Annotated in this window: 19 protein-coding genes; 13 read left to right on the forward strand and 6 right to left on the reverse strand. The window is 55.7% G+C overall.

Features of this window, described 5'->3' with window-relative positions:
- Positions 1 to 20: 20 nt before the first annotated feature.
- The 7 genes from ACVDG4_RS22045 to ACVDG4_RS22075 all read left to right on the forward strand — a co-directional run bounded on the left by ACVDG4_RS22045 (position 21) and on the right by ACVDG4_RS22075 (position 8,330).
- The gene (locus ACVDG4_RS22045) at positions 21 to 815 is read left to right on the forward strand and encodes an AlbA family DNA-binding domain-containing protein (RefSeq protein ID WP_447236679.1); all 795 of its coding nucleotides are present in this window, start codon (positions 21 to 23) and stop codon (positions 813 to 815) included.
- A 4-nt stretch (positions 816 to 819) separates the two neighbouring features.
- On the forward strand, positions 820 to 1,581 hold the full coding sequence (locus tag ACVDG4_RS22050) for a sulfite exporter TauE/SafE family protein (protein ID WP_447236680.1): 762 nt from the start codon (positions 820 to 822) through the stop codon (positions 1,579 to 1,581).
- Positions 1,582 to 1,856: 275 nt separating this feature from the next.
- The gene (locus ACVDG4_RS22055; protein ID WP_447236681.1) at positions 1,857 to 3,680 is read left to right on the forward strand and encodes a GGDEF domain-containing protein; all 1,824 of its coding nucleotides are present in this window, start codon (positions 1,857 to 1,859) and stop codon (positions 3,678 to 3,680) included.
- A gap of 144 nt (positions 3,681 to 3,824) precedes the next feature.
- On the forward strand, positions 3,825 to 4,937 hold the full coding sequence (gene leuB, locus ACVDG4_RS22060) for a 3-isopropylmalate dehydrogenase (RefSeq protein WP_447236682.1): 1,113 nt from the start codon (positions 3,825 to 3,827) through the stop codon (positions 4,935 to 4,937).
- Positions 4,938 to 5,014: 77 nt separating this feature from the next.
- Entirely contained in the window at positions 5,015 to 5,434 is a 420-nt protein-coding gene (locus tag ACVDG4_RS22065; protein WP_209176154.1) for a hypothetical protein, read from the forward strand.
- A 222-nt stretch (positions 5,435 to 5,656) separates the two neighbouring features.
- Positions 5,657 to 7,819, forward strand: coding sequence for a methyl-accepting chemotaxis protein (locus tag ACVDG4_RS22070; RefSeq protein WP_447236683.1), 2,163 nt, complete (start codon positions 5,657 to 5,659; stop codon positions 7,817 to 7,819).
- A 121-nt stretch (positions 7,820 to 7,940) separates the two neighbouring features.
- Positions 7,941 to 8,330, forward strand: a complete 390-nt coding sequence (locus tag ACVDG4_RS22075) for a VOC family protein (protein ID WP_447236684.1) — start codon at positions 7,941 to 7,943, stop codon at positions 8,328 to 8,330.
- A gap of 11 nt (positions 8,331 to 8,341) precedes the next feature.
- Here ACVDG4_RS22075 and ACVDG4_RS22080 read toward each other — a convergent pair whose 3' ends face one another.
- The gene (locus ACVDG4_RS22080) at positions 8,342 to 8,773 is read right to left on the reverse strand and encodes a MarR family winged helix-turn-helix transcriptional regulator (RefSeq protein WP_447236685.1); all 432 of its coding nucleotides are present in this window, start codon (positions 8,771 to 8,773) and stop codon (positions 8,342 to 8,344) included.
- A 68-nt stretch (positions 8,774 to 8,841) separates the two neighbouring features.
- Here ACVDG4_RS22080 and ACVDG4_RS22085 point away from each other — a divergent pair, with 68 nt between their 5' ends.
- Together ACVDG4_RS22085 and ACVDG4_RS22090 are read left to right on the forward strand one after the other, a co-directional pair.
- Entirely contained in the window at positions 8,842 to 9,237 is a 396-nt protein-coding gene (locus tag ACVDG4_RS22085) for an antibiotic biosynthesis monooxygenase family protein (protein WP_447236686.1), read from the forward strand.
- Positions 9,237 to 9,755: a cytochrome b gene (locus ACVDG4_RS22090; protein WP_447236687.1), complete on the forward strand. Its 519-nt coding sequence runs from the start codon at positions 9,237 to 9,239 to the stop codon at positions 9,753 to 9,755. The genes ACVDG4_RS22085 and ACVDG4_RS22090 overlap by 1 nt, the downstream gene beginning before the upstream one ends.
- Positions 9,756 to 9,816: 61 nt before the next feature.
- Here ACVDG4_RS22090 and ACVDG4_RS22095 read toward each other — a convergent pair whose 3' ends face one another.
- Together ACVDG4_RS22095 and ACVDG4_RS22100 are read right to left on the reverse strand one after the other, a co-directional pair.
- Positions 9,817 to 10,824 carry an NAD(P)H-dependent glycerol-3-phosphate dehydrogenase gene (locus ACVDG4_RS22095; RefSeq protein ID WP_447236688.1) on the reverse strand — a complete coding sequence of 336 codons (1,008 nt, stop codon included), beginning with the start codon at positions 10,822 to 10,824 and terminating at the stop codon, positions 9,817 to 9,819.
- Positions 10,811 to 11,287 carry an NUDIX hydrolase gene (locus ACVDG4_RS22100; RefSeq protein WP_209179998.1) on the reverse strand — a complete coding sequence of 159 codons (477 nt, stop codon included), beginning with the start codon at positions 11,285 to 11,287 and terminating at the stop codon, positions 10,811 to 10,813. The genes ACVDG4_RS22095 and ACVDG4_RS22100 overlap by 14 nt, the downstream gene beginning before the upstream one ends.
- A gap of 239 nt (positions 11,288 to 11,526) precedes the next feature.
- Here ACVDG4_RS22100 and ACVDG4_RS22105 point away from each other — a divergent pair, with 239 nt between their 5' ends.
- Together ACVDG4_RS22105 and ACVDG4_RS22110 are read left to right on the forward strand one after the other, a co-directional pair.
- On the forward strand, positions 11,527 to 11,925 hold the full coding sequence (locus ACVDG4_RS22105; protein ID WP_447236689.1) for a hypothetical protein: 399 nt from the start codon (positions 11,527 to 11,529) through the stop codon (positions 11,923 to 11,925).
- 148 nt (positions 11,926 to 12,073) lie between these two features.
- Entirely contained in the window at positions 12,074 to 13,849 is a 1,776-nt protein-coding gene (locus tag ACVDG4_RS22110) for a creatininase family protein (protein WP_447236690.1), read from the forward strand.
- A gap of 6 nt (positions 13,850 to 13,855) precedes the next feature.
- Here the strand turns inward: ACVDG4_RS22110 and tsaD are convergent, their stop codons facing one another.
- Positions 13,856 to 14,962: a tRNA (adenosine(37)-N6)-threonylcarbamoyltransferase complex transferase subunit TsaD gene (gene tsaD, locus ACVDG4_RS22115; RefSeq protein ID WP_447236691.1), complete on the reverse strand. Its 1,107-nt coding sequence runs from the start codon at positions 14,960 to 14,962 to the stop codon at positions 13,856 to 13,858.
- Between the two features lie 96 nt (positions 14,963 to 15,058).
- Between tsaD and hemC the strand changes: the two genes are divergently transcribed.
- Both hemC and ACVDG4_RS22125 read left to right on the forward strand, forming a co-directional pair.
- A complete protein-coding gene (gene hemC, locus ACVDG4_RS22120) occupies positions 15,059 to 15,985 on the forward strand; it encodes a hydroxymethylbilane synthase (protein ID WP_447236692.1) in 927 nt (308 codons plus the stop codon).
- A gap of 4 nt (positions 15,986 to 15,989) precedes the next feature.
- Positions 15,990 to 16,703 (forward strand): uroporphyrinogen-III synthase, encoded by a 714-nt coding sequence (locus ACVDG4_RS22125; protein ID WP_447236693.1) that lies wholly within the window; start codon positions 15,990 to 15,992, stop codon positions 16,701 to 16,703.
- 53 nt (positions 16,704 to 16,756) lie between these two features.
- On the opposite strand, the gene ACVDG4_RS22130 is transcribed toward ACVDG4_RS22125, so the two are convergent.
- Positions 16,757 to 17,155: a hypothetical protein gene (locus ACVDG4_RS22130; protein ID WP_409687116.1), complete on the reverse strand. Its 399-nt coding sequence runs from the start codon at positions 17,153 to 17,155 to the stop codon at positions 16,757 to 16,759.
- A gap of 6 nt (positions 17,156 to 17,161) precedes the next feature.
- A complete protein-coding gene (locus tag ACVDG4_RS22135; protein WP_209179992.1) occupies positions 17,162 to 17,311 on the reverse strand; it encodes a hypothetical protein in 150 nt (49 codons plus the stop codon).
- Positions 17,312 to 17,330: the final 19 nt, after the last annotated feature.

Raw genomic sequence — 17,330 nt, forward strand, 5'->3', positions numbered from 1 at the left:
TTTCATTTCAGGTTCCTGCCGTGTCTTTTCTATCTTCCCGCCTGCCAATCATCCCGGCTTACGTCCTCGTCGGCGCCATCGTCGGTGTTCTTGTTATTCATCCGCTCAATCTGGTGGTGGTTTGGTGGGAACTGGCGCGCTTTTCAGAAACGGCGCCGCTGCTCATCGAGTTTTTGAACGCCCGTTTGTGGTTTGTGCTTCTGCCCCGTCATTGGGACGTCGCAGTTGCCTACACCCTCGTTGGTGCCATCGTGGGTCTCGCCTTCGGTGTTTTCACCCGCAACTATCTGCGGGCCAGTGAGGCCTACAAATCCCTACGCGAAGAACAAATTGCGCTTGTTCCGCAACTGATTGCGCAGGGTGAGACTGATCGGGTCGAGTTCAAATCATCGCTGCGGTGGGACGTTCAGGAAAACAGGATCAATCGCGGACTGGAAAAGGTGATTGCGAAAACAATCGCCGGGTTCTTCAACGCCAAAGGTGGGCACCTGATTGTTGGTGTCGATGACGACGGCAAACCGCTTGGCCTTGCCAAAGACCTTGCCACCCTGCGGAGCCCCGATCACGATGCCTTTGAGCGAACTGTCAATGATATCGTTTCGAAGAACCTTGGGGGTGATTTATGTCCCTATATTCATACGGTTTTTTCTAGTGTTGGCGGGGAAGATGTTGCGATGATCATCATCCGGCCGGCACCGCGCGCTGTGTACCTCGAAGAAGGCAAATCATCGATTTTCTACGTGCGCAGTGGCAATTCCACGCGCCAGCTCGATGTTCGCGAGGCGCTTAATTACGCAAACACACGATGGTCGTGACAGCGTGAGCCTGGTTGACTTCCTCGTTCCTCAAGACCTGTCGGGTCTGGCAACGCTGTTGCTGGTTGCTTGCAGCTTCCTCACATCTGCTTTGACGGCAGCCGTCGGTTTGGGCGGGGGCATTGCTCTGATTGCGATCATGGCGCTGATCATGCCGCTAAATGCCCTGGTTCCTGTGCACGGCGTTGTCCAGTTCGGCTCCAATGCGGGCCGGGCGATGGTCCAGATCAAACATGTCGATTGGCTGATTGCTGTTTGGTTCGCAATTGGAGCTGCGGCAGGGGCGGCGTTGGGAGGCTCCATCGCGGTTCAGTTGCCGGCAGCCATTTTGAAAGCAGGGATCGCCCTGTTTGTCGTTTGGGTGGTTTGGGGCAGACCGCCGAAATTGGGCGGTATGAAAAAACGGGCCATGGCCGGTGCCGGTTTTGCGTCGACGTTCCTGTCCATGTTTTTCGGAGCTGCCGGGCCGATTGGCGGATCGGTGCTGTCTACGCTCGGTCTCACCCGCCATCAATTCGTTGCAAATCAAGCGGTTACGGCCATGATGATGCATGTCTTCAAGATTGCTGCGTTCGGCCTTCTTGGATTTGCATTCGCACCCTGGCTGGGTCTTATCATTGCGATGATCGCTAGCGGATTTCTTGGAACACTTGCAGGTAGCCAACTGCTTGGGCGGATGAATGAGCAGGCCTTCAAAAAGGGATTCCGATGGGTGATGACGGCCCTTGCATTGAACCTGATGCTACAGGCGTTGGGTGTGTTTTGACGGCGTCTTGAGCCGGCGCGGCGACAATAGAATTGATGGCCTCACGATAAAAATTAACGGCGAGGAAACATCACGTTTCAAAAAACGCAACGGCTTCGAAACTCAAACCGGATAGTGTCAATTTTAACAATCTCAACATATTGGATTGAAACGGTTTTTTGTTGCCGTAACCAATTGATAACCAACAAGTAATTTCGCCGTCTAAGTTACACACATTGGCTGCGCGCCACAGATAAGCTTCAACCGTCAACACCTTGAAAAACAAGGCTTACTTCATGACGGCACAACCGGCGTTCGTCCCATTGCTGAATGGATTTCCAAGTACGCATGCTTTCCTTGAAAGCGCGGAAACGCTCCTCGATTACGCGTTTCAGCCCATAGTCGATGCGCATTCTGGCGATGGATACGGGTTTGAAGCGTTGCTGCGCAATGTGGGGCAGCTGGGATTTCAAACGCCTTGTGATGTCTTTGATTTCGCGGCAGATGCCGGTGTTCTGGTCGAGCTGGAATGTCTTTTAAAGAAAAAGGCGATCCGGAAATTCGTCGCCATGCCCAATCGAGGCAAGACAAAACTGTTCCTGAACGTCGATGCCCGCCTGTTGGACGTCGATGGCTTTTTGTTCGACGAAACAAAGCTTCTGCTGGATGAGGGTGATCTGTCCGCCGCGCAGATTATTCTGGAGGTCAGCGAAACAGGGGACGTTAATGAGACGTGCCGGTTGAATGAGTTCACCAAACGCGGGCGCGAACTCGGGTTCGGTTTTGCAATCGACGATTATGGCCGCGGATACGCGCAGCTGAAATCCTTGTATGAGGTTGAGCCTGATATTTTGAAAGTGGACCGGTTTTTCGTCCAGTCAATCAACACCGACTCCCGCAAGCGGTTGATGGTGAAAACCGTCGTTGATATCGCGCATGTTCTTGGTATGCGCGTGGTCGCAGAGGGTGTTGAGACAACGCAGGAACTCGCGGTCTGCAAGGCAATCGGCTGCGACTTGATCCAGGGGTATCTGGTGTCGCGGCCGTTCCAGGATCTGGAAGAAGCAGAAATCCGTTATCCGGTTGTGGCCACAGCTGTGAAACGGACGCCAATGATGCCGCGGGACGACGTTGATCTGGTGGCCCGTGAAATCCGGCCGCTGGTGCCGCTTCAGGACAATGCCCGGATGGAGGAAGTCCTCAATCTGTTGCGGGCTGGCCGTGCTAATCCTTTCATTCCGGTGATCAATTCGAGCGGCGAACCCCGTGGTCTGATCCGGGAAAAGGATATCAAAACTTTCGTTTATATGCCGTTTGGCCGGGATCTTCTGCTCAACCCGGTGATGAGCAACAGCCTGGCGGCGTTTACGCACCGGTGTCCGGTGGCCAACGTCAATACGCCGCTTGATCAGCTCGTTGCGATGGTCGCGGATGAAGATGACGAGGCCGGCGGCATCATCATCACGAAAAACGGCAAGTACAGCGGCTTCCTGACAACAACATCCTTGCTGAAGATTTCGAATGAAGTCCGGATGCGTGCCGCGGAAAACCAGAATCCGTTGACCAAAATGCCCGGCAACGCGCTGATCATTCAATATGTCCAGAACGATGCCCAGAGCCCGGACATTGAGCGGTCATTTTGCTATCTCGATTTCGATAACTTCAAGCCGTTCAACGATGCCTATGGCTTCACGCTTGGAGACCGGGCGCTGCTGTTGTTCTCCGAATTGATGAAGCGCATGGCGACCAGTGAGAACGTGTTTGCCGGCCATATTGGCGGGGACGACTTTTTCATTGGCGCCCGCGGGCGGACGTCGGAAGAAATGCGGCGGATGGTCTATGATCTGCAAGAAGAATTCCGCCATCAGGCGGAGAGCCTCTATGATCCGGCGGACCGGCTTCAGGGATACATCGAGGCGTCTGACCGCCACGGTATTTCAAGGAAGTTTCCGCTTTTGCGCTGTTCGGCAGCCATTTTGCACCTGCCGGTTGGCCTGAGTGTCGATCGCAAGGACATCCTGGGCCGTCAGATCGCAAGCTTGAAAAGTGAAGCGAAGGGCAATCCGGTTGGCATTGCCGAAGCAACGCTCGGACAACTTTTCCAGCAGCCCGTGCACTGAGGCCTACTTATAACTTACGCAGCGCGCTTGACCTTTCCGTAGGCGTTGCTTGAGTTCTTTGCAACATCCCGTGCCTTGCCAGAAAGCGGCAGGCGCGGTAACCCAACGCCATCTGTTTCTATAATCTGCGGGATGGTACGCCAAATGGGCTCTCAAAACTTGCTGCTTTTGCCGGGTGACGGCATCGGCCCGGAAATAATGGTCGAAGTGAAAAAGGTCATTGCCTGGTTTAACGCCAAAGGCGGTATGGCTTTTGAAACCGACGAAGGTCTTGTGGGCGGGTCCGCCTATGATGCGCATGGGCAATCCATTTCCGAAGAAGACATGGCGAAAGCCATGGCGGCTGATGCTGTGATTTTCGGTGCGGTGGGCGGTCCGAAGTGGGACAATGTGGCCTACGAAGTTCGCCCGGAAGCCGGCCTTCTGCGCCTTCGCAAGGACATGGAGCTGTTCGCCAACCTGCGGCCGGCGATCTGTTATCCGGCACTTGCCGATGCCTCCTCGCTCAAGAAGGACGTGATCGAGGGCCTCGACATCCTGATCGTTCGGGAACTGACTGGCGGTGTCTATTTCGGGGAGCCAAAGGAAATCACCGATCTCGGCAACGGCCAGAAACGCGGTGTCGATACGCAGGTGTATGACACCTACGAAATCGAGCGGATTTCCAAGGTCGCATTCGAGCTGGCACGCACCCGGAACAACAAAGTCACGTCCATGGAAAAGCGGAACGTGATGAAGTCCGGCGTTCTCTGGAACGAAGTCGTGACGCAAACACACAAGAACGGCTTTGAAGACGTTACTCTGGAGCACATGCTGGCGGACGCCGGTGGCATGCAGCTTGTGCGCTGGCCGAAGCAGTTCGACGTGATCGTCACCGACAACCTGTTCGGCGATATGCTGTCAGACGTTGCCGCTATGCTGACCGGGTCCTTGGGCATGCTGCCGTCCGCCTCGCTCGGTGCGCCAGATGCTAAGACCGGCAAGCGCAAGGCGCTTTATGAGCCGGTCCACGGCTCTGCTCCGGACATTGCCGGCACAGGTGCGGCCAACCCGATTGCGATGATCGCATCCTTCGGAATGGCTCTGCGCTACTCCTTTGAGGAAGTTGCAGCCGCCGACCTACTGGACAAGGCCATCGCAAACGCTTTGGACAAAGGCCTGCGCACCAAAGACATCGCAGCTGAAGGCGAAGCCACTGTGTCGACCGTTGAAATGGGCGATGCCATCGTCGCCGAACTGGACGCTCTTAAGGGCTAAGCAAATCCTTGTTTGCACCCAAGGCCGTCACCGGGTATCCCGGTGGCGGCTTTTCCTTTATTTGACCTGAGACTGTTATGATCGAAGATAAAATCGCTCCGTTTCTCGGTACCTGGATCCTTGATTCTGAGGCCAGCGAATTCGAGCAAGGCGATCCGCCCAAAAGTGCGACGCTGAAGATTGAAGACAATTTCGGCATGGCGGTTTTCACCATGAACCAGGTTTCAGCTGATGGAGATGTCACCAACGACAGCTTTGAAGCCGTTCCCGATGGGCCCGAAGTCAAGCTCGGGAAAAGCGGTTTGGTCGATGCTATGCGGCTGGTCTTTGCAAATGACCGCAATCTGGTGTCCGAGGCCCGGCGCGGAGGCCTCACCATCATGAAGGCGGAGCGCGAACTCTCCGAAGATGGGCGTACGCTGACAGTGACACAAACGGTCCACCTCGTCGACGTCGCCAGCTTTACAAACGTATCGGTTTACCGCCGCGCGCAGTAGTTTATGGGAATCGAATTCGGTGGTCGCTGACTGCAGCTCAGCGCCAGGAGGTTTTTAGGGCAATTTCAAGCTACCCGAATTTATATCGACCCCCCTGACCTCTTTCTAATGCGGCCTTAGAGAAATATACGGAGGTTGCATAAAATTTGAGAAATGCAACCGCAGATTTAATAATGTATTAACCGTACTCACCAACCCTCGCGTGTAATTAGGGAGGGTTCCATGTGGGATCGTTTGTCTATTCGTTTTAAAATTCCAGCTGCAATACTGGGTTTTGCACTGGCCGTTGGCGCGGGCATTGGCCTGAGCAGCTATTTTTCTGCATCCAGCGAAATTCAAAAGCTGACAAAGAGCCGGTTGGAAGCGATTGCAACCAATCGGGTCAGCGAGCTGTCAGACTATTTGCACACCATCGAAGCAGATCTGAAGCTCGTCAGTACGCTCCCGTTCGCGCACGATGCTCTGTCAGCCTTTGATGGTGCCTGGCAAGAGATTCAAGGCGATCATACAGAGATCCTGAAGGCTGCCTATATTCGCGACAATCCACATCCGCTTGGAGAAAAACATCTCCTTGATACCGCTGGCGGCGAAACCGCCTATGATGCCGCTCACGCGGAGTTTCATCCCTGGTTTCGGGAGTTTCTGCTCGAACGCGGCTACTACGATGTTTTCCTGTTCAACCCGGACGGCGACTTGATTTATACGGTCTTCAAGGAAGAAGACTATGCGACCAATTTCAAGGTGGGTGGTCCATGGTCTGATACGGATCTCGGGCGAGCGTTTCGTGCGGCAAATGATGGTCCTGCGGATGCGATCCACTACTTTGACTTTGCGCCCTACGGACCGAGCCATGGTGCACCGGCCAGTTTCATCTCCATGCCGATGATCGAAGATGGCGAGAGAGCGGGCGTTCTCGTCTTCCAAATGCCGATTGACCGGATCAATCAACTGATGAACCGGTCTGCCGGATTGGGGGACAGCGGTGAAACGCTGATTGTCGGGTCGAACGGGTTCCTGCGGAACAATTCCAGGTTTACGGATGAGAACGACATACTTCAAACCCAATTCCAAACCGAAGCGTCGGATGCGGCCTTGAATGGCCAGACGAAAGTCATGATCGGTCCGGCGCACCGGGATGGGCGGTTTATTCAGGTCGGCAAGTCCTTTGAGTACCAAGGTGTGACTTGGGCGGTTTTGGCAATGCAGTCCGAAGCCGAAGCAATGAGGCCATTGACCGATCTCAAATTCTGGATGGGGACCGCGGGGGTTGTCTTGTTCGCCCTTGCCGGAGTGGGCGGATATCTGTTGGCATTGACCTTCACCCGCCCACTTGGACAACTGATCGGCAATATTCGGGACCTGATAGATGGACGTCTCGACACCGTGGTCGAAAATGATGACCGGGCTGACGAGCTCGGAGACATGAAACGAGCGATGAAGGTGTTTCGCGACAACGCCCTTGAGGTGAAGCGAGGTGAGGCTGCGGCGCAGGAACGCCGTGCGCAGGAAGACGTGCGTCGATCCGAGATGGACAGGCTGGTCAATCGTTTCAAAACCCAGATCTCTAACATCCAGTCACAGTTGTCGACGCAAACTGACGTGATGAGCGCGACTTCGGAAAAACTGGTGGGGATCGCGGAGGCATCTTCAGACTCCGCTGATGGAGCGCTCGCAGCGGCACGTCTGTCTGACGACAGCGTTCAGTCGTCCGCGTCCGCTGCCGAGGAACTCAGGATTTCCATTCAGGAGATCAATCAACACACAACCCGCGCATTAAGCATCACTCGTGGGGCGGCCGAGACGGCAAAATCGACGGATACCGATGTCAAGGAGCTCGCCGGAACGGCAGAAAAGATTGGCGATGTCATCAATATGATCCGGGACATTGCAGAGCAAACCAACCTTCTTGCGTTGAACGCGACGATAGAAGCGGCCCGTGCCGGTGAAGCCGGGAAAGGTTTTGCCGTTGTGGCGGCTGAGGTGAAAGAACTGTCGACGCAAACCGCAAAGGCAACCGACGAGATTTCATCTCAGGTCGCGGCCGTTCAATCGTCCACCAACCGTGCGGTAGAGGCAATCCAGTCCATCGGACAGCATATGGATACGGTTGAAGAGGTGACCGCGGGAATTGCCTCTGCTGTCGAGGAGCAAGGCGCTGCAACAGGTGAAATCAGCGAGGCGATGGCGCGCGCGGCCCAAAGCAGCCGCAGCGCAACTGATAACGTCAATGTCCTGCAAAATGCCATTACGGAAACGCGCGGCAGTTCTAATGAAGTCGAAGAACTCAGCCGTGTTTTGGCGGATGTGAGCAGTTCCCTGAGCAAGGCGGTCGACGATTTTTTGAACAGCGACATCTGGGAAAACGATCAGGACAAAGCTGCCTGATCCAGGCAGACCGCAGCAGGTTGGGGTTGGGAACTCCTTTGGATGCTTGCAGATGCAGCGTTGGAAATGACTGTTGCCCGTGATAGCGGTGCGAGCTCCGTTCCCGCAGGATAGCGTCTTCATGAAACAGTTTATCAGTGCCGTGTCACTTCTCGTACCGGACTATGACGAAGGGTTGGAATTTTACGGCAACGTGCTCGGTTTTCAGGTGATTGAAGACACGGAGTTGGAGCCGGGCAAGCGCTGGGTCCTGGTTGCCCCTCCTGGAAGCACGGAAACGCGGCTTCTCCTTGCCAAGGTAGATGGGCCGGAGCAGCAGGCAGCCATCGGCAACCAGACCGGCGGGCGGGTGTTCATGTTTCTAACGACCGATGACTTCGATCGGGATTACGCCGCTATGTCGGAGAAGGGGGGCCAGTTTCTGGAGGCCCCGCGGCGCGAACCCTATGGCACAGTGGCGGTGTTTCAGGATCCGTTTGGAAACAAATGGGATCTGATCCAGCCTGCGTGAGACCGGGATACCTAGCCGGCCTGCATTGAGGCAATTGCCCGGCGCATGAATTCCAGAAACTGCGCGGTTTCCTCTTCTGTGAAATCGTCCAGCGCAACGGCGTTTTGAGCCATGGCGGCATCGATGGCATCGTTCTTGAGCGCCCGCGCCTTGGGCGTGAGATGGATCCGCTGAACCCGGCCGTCTTCGTCACATGGTTTGCGTATCACGAGGCCGTCGCGCTCCATACGCGACAAGGTGTTTGCCAGCGTTGCCTGTTCAATGTCGAGTGCTGCGACCAGGTCTTTCTGCGTCTGGCCTTCCTTCTGCCACAGCGCGACAAGTGCAGGGAATTGGCCGGTTGCTAGCCCGAGGGGTTTGATCCGCCGTTGAAGGCCGGACGCAAACAGGCGCGCCATATGATTTGCCAGATAGCCGGCTGAAGAATTTTTTTCGAATGCCATGCCTTGCATATACGATACATAGCATGCTATGTAAATAAATATAGCTTGCTATTTAATGGAGATTGCAAATGCTCAGTAAACGAACCACCCGGACTCTCGCGATTGCTGCATCGGCCCTGTCAGTTTCCGCTCAAACGCCAGCGCAGGAGTTGTCACCCAAAGAACCGGTTACGCTCATAAATGCGTTTGAAGTGCCGGCGGACCAGGTTGAGACAACGATTGAAGGCTGGAAATCTGCGCGCGCTTTTCTGGAAACCCAGCCGGGTTACATCGAAACCCAGCTTCACAGATCAATCATGCCGAAAGCCAGGTTCCAGCTTGTGAACGTTGCAAGATGGGAGAGTGCCGATGACTATGCCGCGGCAATCCAAAAATACCGTGAGAGCGGCGCTGCGGACGCGCTCAAGGGAACTGTGTTTCATGCAGCTCTCTCCGTGCCGATCGAACAGGAGGATGGGTCGTGATGGTTCGAGTCGTTTCGAAAACCCGAACCCTTCACTGGTTGATTGCTGTGTTCGTGGCGTTGGCGCTTGCGACGGGCTACATGGCGCAGCAGATACCATCCATGAGCGGTGAGTTCCTGAGGATCCATCTCGAGGCTGGTTTGCTCGCCGGATTGTTGTCCGTGGTGCGTTTAGCCGCCTGGCTGGTTGCAGGAGGACAGGCTTCGACGATTGGGCATCAATCAAAAGGGATACATTGGGCGGCCAAGATGGTTCACGGCTTTCTGCGCGTTCTGCCCGTGATTCTTCTGGTGAGCGGGGTGGGCATGTTGGTTTTGACAGGCGCTGCGCCCGAGATCCTGAGCGGCAACACTCCCGATCCAGAACTTCTAGCCCAAGCTCCGCCGCAGTCTTTGCATCATCGAGCGGCCTTCGCCCTTTTCGTCTTGATAACGGGCCATATCGCTGCAGCCATATGGCATAGGCAGGCCAAAAGGGGCTGGAAACTGCAAAAAGAGCCTCAAAGCACAATCTCATGAAGACAAGGCTGCCGAGAAGGGCAGCCTTTTCGTGTTGATGTGTCTTGCAGTGCTAGGCGTCTCAAAAAAAGTCGGTTTCTGATTTCAGCGGCCTGGCCATGAGGGTGTTCAAAGCTTCGTCAATCGTCATGTCTTCACTGACCATCCGGGCGACGGTGTCACAAATGGGCACCTCGATCTCATGCTTTTGAGCCAATTTGACCGCGACTTGCGCCGAGTATGCCCCTTCAGCCAGCTTGCCGCCTGCGGCGATCAGCTCCGAGGCCATAAAGCCTTCACCGAGCCGCATTCCAAATGAGAAATTGCGCGACTGAGTAGAGGAGCAGGTCAGTACAAGGTCACCCAGACCGGACAGGCCTGTCAGGGTTTCGCCTTGTGCCCCCATCGCGCTGCCAAGCCTGTTCAGTTCTGCAAATCCGCGTGCCGTCAATGCTGCTTGCGCACTGGCGCCAAGTTTTCTTCCAGCTACTGCGCCACAAGCGATGGCAAGGACGTTCTTGAGCGCGCCGCCAATTTGTGTTCCGAGGACATCGATCGAGGCATAGGGACGGAAGCAGGGCGATTGCAGCGCTTCGCAAAGGCTCAGAGCTGTTTTTGCCGTGTGTGCGGCAACGGTAACTGCTGTCGGGAGGCCCTTAGCGACATCGTCAGCAAAACTCGGTCCGGACAAGACCCCGGGTTCTATGCCGGGAAGCTCTTCCTTCATCACCTGCGACAGAAGCTTGCCGGTGGTCTGCTCGATGCCCTTTGCGCATAAGACAACAGGTCCGCGCACAGCGCCGGTCTCTTTGAGAGCGCTCAGGATGGCTCGGGTAGATTGTGCCGGTGTCACAAGCAGAATCGCATCTGCATCGGCGGCATCTTTCAAAGTCGAGGTTGCATTCAGATCTTCATCGAACGTGATCCCCGGCAAATACTTCGTGTTCTGCTGCTTGCTCCGGACTTCAGAGATTGTTGCAGGATCCCGCGCCCAGAGGCGCACGGTAGTTCCAGCCCGAGCCGCAGTTAAAGCAAGCGCGGTGCCCCAGGCGCCGCCGCCGATGACACCGATCGACTTAACGGCCCCCATTGATCTGCCCTTCCATGCGCGACCGTAGTGTTTCAAGCTGCGCTCCAAACCCTTCAAAATAACGGGTCTCGGGCGGCGCTTCCTCTGAGAACAAATCAACCCAGAACAGGCGGAACCGGATTGGTGCTCCACCCGCGCTTGGCGTCATTTCAAAATGTTCCCATTCGTCAGCGGGCTTTTCCGGAATCGTGCCGTGAAAATGCCGTCTGCGATGAAGGCCATCGAGAATACCGGGCACATTGTCGATGAAGTGATCCTGGTCGGCGAACGATTCGAGGGCGATATCCAAGGTTAGTCCGGTCTCCTCGGAAAATTCGCGTATTGCCCCTTGAAGATAACTTTCGCCTGGATCGAGCGTGCCGCCGGGCACCTGAAGATCCGGCCGCGGATTGTCGGCTTCTTCGAACACCAAAAGCTCCGGTCCGCAGGTCAGATAGACATAGGCTTTGTGAAAGATCTTCATCGGAGGTTTCCGCTGCGCGCTGTGGTGCCTGCTTCGTATCAGTCCCGCACGGGCAGAAAAAGACCAAGTTGCATATCTGCCTGATTTGATTGTCTAAAGCCGTCCCTGGAACGAACTTCAAGTTAAAAAATTATTGTAACACAATAAAAAATGATTGATTTCAAGATTCGGATCAACTATCAGAACTCCCGCGGCAGGGGTCTTTCGACCCAATTTATTGCTTATCGGAGCCCCCACTGATGAATTTTGGCACTCTTTTCCCACGCCTTTCCGTGACTGCAGTCTTGGTTGTTAGTCTGACGGCTTGCGGTCAAACCGGTTCGAATTACCGGCCGATCGTCGACGGTCCGATGGGGTATACCTACGAAAAGGATCTCGGAGATTGTAAAGCTCTTGCCGAACAGCGGCGTCTCTTTAGTGACGAAACCAAGATGGCTGCCTTGGCTGGCGCCGCAATCGGTGGGGTGCTGGGAGCTGTCGAAGACGACGATGGAAAAAATGCTGCGGGGAACGCGGTGGCCGGGGCCTTGGCCGGAGGGGCTATCGGGGCTGGCGGCGGTGCTCTCAACGCGCATGGCGAACGCAAACAGATCGTCATGAACTGCATGCGTGGACGTGGGCACCGGGTTGTCGGTTAACTCCGGGGCCGGTGTGACCGGCTCCCATTTCAACCTGTTTTTTTGCCGAAGAACGGTTGGCAAAGATTGATTGTCAAAGTGATTCCTAACCGGAGATTAACCAGTCTGACCTATCGCTGTTATGTCGAAAACCGCAGCGGCGTTGGTCATGGAACACATCGAAATTGCAGTCGCGACCCTTTTTCGGTCTATCGTGGCGATCGGCGTTCCCAGCGAGCGCATTTTTGTCCTCTATGTTTTCAGTACCCTGGCGATCGTCTATGTCGTATATCGCTTCCGCAAACCCACCGTTGCGTTTCTCAAATTCTGTTTCCCAAAAGACATCTATCTGCACCCGTCTGCAAAGCAGGATTATCTCTATTACTTCTGGATGGCATTGCTGAAGGGTGTTCTCGTTGCTGTTCCCTTGGCTTGGCTTGGAACGAGCATCCATGGGATTTGGGTTGAACCTGCAACGCTGCAAGCGGGCGAAGCAGCGGACCATAGTTTTTGGTCCATTCTTGCCTTTTCCTTTCTGCTTCTGCTGGCCTTCGATTTTGCAGTATTTTTCACGCACTACCTGCAGCACAAGGTCCCGATCCTTTGGGAGTTCCACAAGGTTCATCACTCTGCAGAGGTGTTGACGCCGCTTACAGTTTTCCGGATGTCGCCCGTTGATCTAATCGTTACGGGTGCAGCAGTGGTTATCTGCGAAGCGGGCGCCCGTGCGCTCTGGTTGATGTTTATCGGGCCCGCGCCTGACATCTTCGCAATTCTTGGAATCAACGTAGGGATCTTTCTTTTCTACCTGTTCGGCTACAACTTGCGCCATTCGCACATCTGGCTGTCGTATCCCGCCTGGTTGAGCAGTCATTTGGTCAGCCCGGCCATGCACCAGATCCACCACAGCAGTGAAGTCCGGCATTGGGACAAGAACATGGGGCTGGTCTTCTCCTGGTGGGACTGGCTGTTCGGGACGCTTTATATTCCGAGAGAAAAAGAGACCTTCAAATTCGGAATTGACGGGCATGAGGCCAATCCTTTTCACGCCTCCCACGAGATGTTGTGGAAGCCGTTCATTTGGGCCTGGCGGCGGGTAAGCAGACGAGTGAAACAAGTCTTCTCCGTTATAACAGCGTGCCTCTTGTGCCTTCTCGGACCAACGCAGGACAGTGTGGCTGATGAGAGCTACAGCCCGCCCTCTTTGCATCTTGAGGACCTAACCTGGACCGAGGTCAGGAAAGCTCTGGACGCGGGCTATACGCACGTGATCGTTCCTTCCGGTGGAACTGAGCAAAACGGTCCCCACATGGTGCTTGGGAAGCACAACATCGTGGTTAGGTACACCTCTGGTGCATTGGCATCACAGCTTGGCAAGACGCTGGTTGCCCCTGTTGTGACCTATGTCCCGGAAGGAGATATCGACCCGCCGACAGGGCATATGCGGTTTCCGGGGACCTTGACGATATCGGAAGAGACCTTTGAAGACATCTTGGTGAGTACCGCGCAGAGCCTGCTCCAACACGGGTTCTCAAGGGTCTACTTCATAGGTGACAGCGGTAGCACCCAGCGGGGTCAGAAGGCTGCGGCGGACCGGATGCGCGGCGGTTGGTGGTCGTCTGCCCCAGCCCAGGTGTTTCAGATCAGCGATTACTATTTTGCCGAGGCAAACGGGCAAATCACTGAGCTTCAAGAACAAGGGTTCAGCTTAGAGCAGATCGGGACACATGCCGCTATAAGGGACACATCCGAAGTAATGGCACTCAAAGCCGATGGCGTACGCGATCTCGCCAATGCTGTTCTCGGCTTGCTGAAAGCAACTGGCGAAACAGGTGTCATAGGAGAACCGTCCCTGGCCAGCGCGGACATTGGTCGGGTCATGCTCAATTTGAAAGTGCAAGCCGCCCTCGCGCAGATCCGTGCTTTACCGGAACCCGGTCTCTAAGGACGTCTAGACTTTTGCGCCTTTTTTTCCGGCGCCCAGCACACCGGCGTTGGACTGATCGAGTGGCCAGCGCGGACGGGGCGGCAGCTTCATGTCATCTACGGGGCCTTCCAGTAGACGTTCTATTCCGGCCCAAGCAATCATGGCTGCATTGTCCGTGCAAAGCGCCATGGGGGGCGCAATGAAACGGGCGCCAGCCTCGTCAGCAGCGGAGAGCAGGCTGCTGCGGATCTCCTGATTGGCGGCGACGCCTCCTGCCACGACGATGCTCGGTATTGTCTCCGGATAACGTTCCCGAAAAAGTTCCAAAGCCGATTTCGTGCGCGCGGAGAGTACGTCTGCGACAGCACGCTGGAAGGCGGCACACAAGTCCGCAACAGTCTGATCATCGACCGGTTCCAGTTTTTTTGCCTGCGTGCGAAGAGCGGTTTTCAGACCAGCAAACGACATGTCCAAGCCGGGCCGGTCGAGCAGTGGTCGTGGCAGTTTGAAACGGGTCACGTCCCCCTTTTTCGCCATCTGCTCAACATGCGGGCCGCCGGGATAGGGCAGGCCGAGAAGTTTTGCGGTCTTGTCGAACGCTTCACCAATCGCATCGTCAATGGTCGTTCCGAGGCGTTCGTAATCGCCAACCCCGCGTACGAGCAAAAACTGACTGTGCCCGCCAGAAACAAGAAGTAGCAAAAACGGAAAGTCCAGATCATCGGTCAGGCGCGCAGTGAGCGCATGGCCTTCCAGATGATTCACTCCAATAAGAGGCTTACCGGCGGCCATGGCAATTGCCTTGGCAGTCATGAAGCCCACGATCACACCGCCAATGAGCCCGGGGCCGGCCGTTGCGGCGACAGCATCAATATCATCCCAGGAACATTTTGATTTCTGGAGCGCTTCGGCAACAATCTTGTCCAGGATCTCGATGTGTGCACGGGCCGCAATTTCCGGCACCACGCCGCCGAATTCCGTATGTTCGTCGATCTGCGACCGGATGACATTTGATAGAACGTTTTTGTCGAGCGGTCCGCGCACCACGGCAGCTGCGGTTTCATCGCAACTTGTTTCAATGCCCAGAACCGTTAATCGGGTGTCCGCTCGATTTTCATTGACGAAGGTCATTGGTCTTGCCGCAGTTATTTGTGCTAGATCATATACCAGAAAGAACGAACAGACCCGGCGCGTCTTTAGCCGGGCGTAGCATTTGGACGGTAAACCTTGCAATCAAATCCTTTGCGCATCGGAACACGGGGCAGCGCGCTGGCTCTGGCTCAAGCCCATGAAACCCGCGCCCGGCTGATGGCTGCCCATGACCTTCCAGAGGACACCTTCGAAATCGTGGTGATCAAGACCTCGGGAGACCAGATCCAGGACCGGCCCTTATCTGAAGTCGGCGGGAAAGGCCTGTTCACCAAGGAAATTGAGGAGGCCATGCTGGATGGGCGTATTGATCTGGCCGTACACTCGTCCAAGGACATGCCGACCGTTCTGCCGGACGGTTTGGCACTGACCGCCTTCTTGCCGCGTGAAGATGTTCGGGACGCATTTTTATCTCCCAAAGCCAAAACCCTGATGGATTTGCCGCATGGCGCGGTGGTCGGATCCAGCTCGCTGCGCCGCCAGGCGATGATCAAACGCCTTCGCCCCGATATTGATGTGGTGATGTACCGCGGCAACTTGCAGACCCGTTTGCGCAAGCTCGCAGAGGGTGAAGTGGATGCGACACTGCTGGCCTATGCAGGCTTGCGCCGCCTTGGCCTTGAAGGGGAGGTGACCAGTCTTCTCGAAACCGAGGATTTTCTGCCGGCTGTTGGCCAGGGCGCGATCTGCATCGAAAGCCGTGAAGGCGACGAACGAACGCTTGAAATGCTGCAGGCAATCCATGATCGGGAGACCCGAATCCGTCTTGATGCGGAACGCGCATTCCTTGCGGTTCTGGATGGATCCTGCAGAACCCCGATTGGCGGTCTGGCCCTGTTGAACGGCGACGAGTTGACCTTGAAAGGCACAGTTTTGAAACCGGACGGCTCCGAGGTTCATGATGAGGTGCGTTCCGGCCGCGCAACTGATGCTGTTCAAATCGGCCAGGCAGCAGGTGAAGCCTTGAAAGCCAAGATGGGGCCTGGGTTCCTCTCGAGCCACTGAGCCGATGCGTTTCCTTGTGACCCGTCCGCAACCCGACTGCAAGAGAACAGCCGATCGGTTGCGGGCCTTGGGACATGAGGCGGACGAAATGCCCCTGCTGCAGTTTTGCCCCTGTCCGCCGCCAAGTTTTGATCTTGCCGGTGTTGACGCTTTGGCGCTCACCAGCCGCCGTGCTGTTGATGCGATCACTCATCACGCACAGCTGACACAATTGACGTCTCTGCCTACCTTCACGGTTGGAGACAAAACCGCCGCAGCCTGTCGGGCGGCGGGTTTTGACGACGTTCGCTCCGCTGATTCCGATGTGGCGGGTCTGGCCAACCTGATCTTGTCGTCAGCTGGATCTGACTTGCGCAAGGTCCTTTATCTGTCCGCAGAACAGCGATCCGGCGATCTCGGGGGACTTCTGGAAAAGGGTGGCTTCACTTGTCAGACCCTTCCCGTTTACCGAATGGAGCCTGTTCCGGACCTGCCAAAGACTGTCTTTCCAGGGCTGACAAATGAAGACTATGACGGTGTTTTGGTGTTTTCGCGCCGCACTGGCGAAATCCTCGCGAGGCTCCTCACCGCCAATTTGCCAGAACACATTTTTTCCAATTTGCCGGTCTACGCAATTTCCGGCCAAGCAGCAGCAGGTCTCCAGGGCTTTAATGACGTTCATATCGCCAGCGCGCCGCGTGAAGATGCGCTCTTCGATCTGTTGTTAGCAGAGTGTTAACCCGAACCGGGGGAGTCGTTGTTTTGCAGCGCGCAAGACTCTTTGCCGCGGTGCTACCGCTTTGCAAAGAGACGTGTATAGTTAAGATCTTGGGACTGGCTGGGTGCGGGAGAGAGATAGATGGCAAGTGACAACAAAACTCCTGGCGGAACATCATCATCCGATGGCAAAGGATCCGGTTCATCCGCAAAATCGGGAAGCTCCGCCTCCAGTTCTGGGTCGTCCGGATCGAAGCGTCCGGTCACAATTGATCTGAAGCCGGAGAAGGTGAGCGACAAATCACCGTCTTCGACAGCATCCGGGACATCCGGATCGTCCAAGCCCGCCGAGTCGAAAACGTCCCCAACGACAAGTTCCTCAACATCTTCAACGCGTCCGTCGAGCGCCGCGTCATCTGCGACTTCGTCTTCGTCGACCGCTTCCAAGCCCGCTGGTTCGGCCGCAAGTAGCACGTCCTCTCAGTCCGCTTCGAAGCCGACGACATCAGCTACGGACGCTGGAAAGAGCAGTTCGAGCAGCACATCGGCAAGTGCGGCAACAAGCAAACCGTCTTCCAGTTCCAGTAGTTCGGCGCAGAAACCCGCATCCGGATCTGCAAGTTTCTCCAATCCGCCCGCGGCTCAGGAA

It is taken from the genome of Roseibium sp. MB-4, from assembly GCF_053005265.1.

Excerpts from the sequence above, each read along its gene's own strand:
- ACVDG4_RS22055 (WP_447236681.1), top strand. The coding sequence starts at position 1,857 with ATGACGGCACAACCGGCGTTCGTCCCATTGCTGAATGGATTTCCAAGT.
- leuB (WP_447236682.1), top strand. The coding sequence starts at position 3,825 with ATGGGCTCTCAAAACTTGCTGCTTTTGCCGGGTGACGGCATCGGCCCG.
- ACVDG4_RS22065 (WP_209176154.1), top strand. The coding sequence starts at position 5,015 with ATGATCGAAGATAAAATCGCTCCGTTTCTCGGTACCTGGATCCTTGAT.
- ACVDG4_RS22070 (WP_447236683.1), top strand. The coding sequence starts at position 5,657 with ATGTGGGATCGTTTGTCTATTCGTTTTAAAATTCCAGCTGCAATACTG.
- ACVDG4_RS22075 (WP_447236684.1), top strand. The coding sequence starts at position 7,941 with ATGAAACAGTTTATCAGTGCCGTGTCACTTCTCGTACCGGACTATGAC.
- ACVDG4_RS22080 (WP_447236685.1), bottom strand. The coding sequence starts at position 8,773 with ATGGCATTCGAAAAAAATTCTTCAGCCGGCTATCTGGCAAATCATATG.
- ACVDG4_RS22085 (WP_447236686.1), top strand. The coding sequence starts at position 8,842 with ATGCTCAGTAAACGAACCACCCGGACTCTCGCGATTGCTGCATCGGCC.
- ACVDG4_RS22090 (WP_447236687.1), top strand. The coding sequence starts at position 9,237 with ATGGTTCGAGTCGTTTCGAAAACCCGAACCCTTCACTGGTTGATTGCT.
- ACVDG4_RS22095 (WP_447236688.1), bottom strand. The coding sequence starts at position 10,824 with ATGGGGGCCGTTAAGTCGATCGGTGTCATCGGCGGCGGCGCCTGGGGC.
- ACVDG4_RS22100 (WP_209179998.1), bottom strand. The coding sequence starts at position 11,287 with ATGAAGATCTTTCACAAAGCCTATGTCTATCTGACCTGCGGACCGGAG.
- ACVDG4_RS22105 (WP_447236689.1), top strand. The coding sequence starts at position 11,527 with ATGAATTTTGGCACTCTTTTCCCACGCCTTTCCGTGACTGCAGTCTTG.
- ACVDG4_RS22110 (WP_447236690.1), top strand. The coding sequence starts at position 12,074 with ATGGAACACATCGAAATTGCAGTCGCGACCCTTTTTCGGTCTATCGTG.
- tsaD (WP_447236691.1), bottom strand. The coding sequence starts at position 14,962 with ATGACCTTCGTCAATGAAAATCGAGCGGACACCCGATTAACGGTTCTG.
- ACVDG4_RS22125 (WP_447236693.1), top strand. The coding sequence starts at position 15,990 with ATGCGTTTCCTTGTGACCCGTCCGCAACCCGACTGCAAGAGAACAGCC.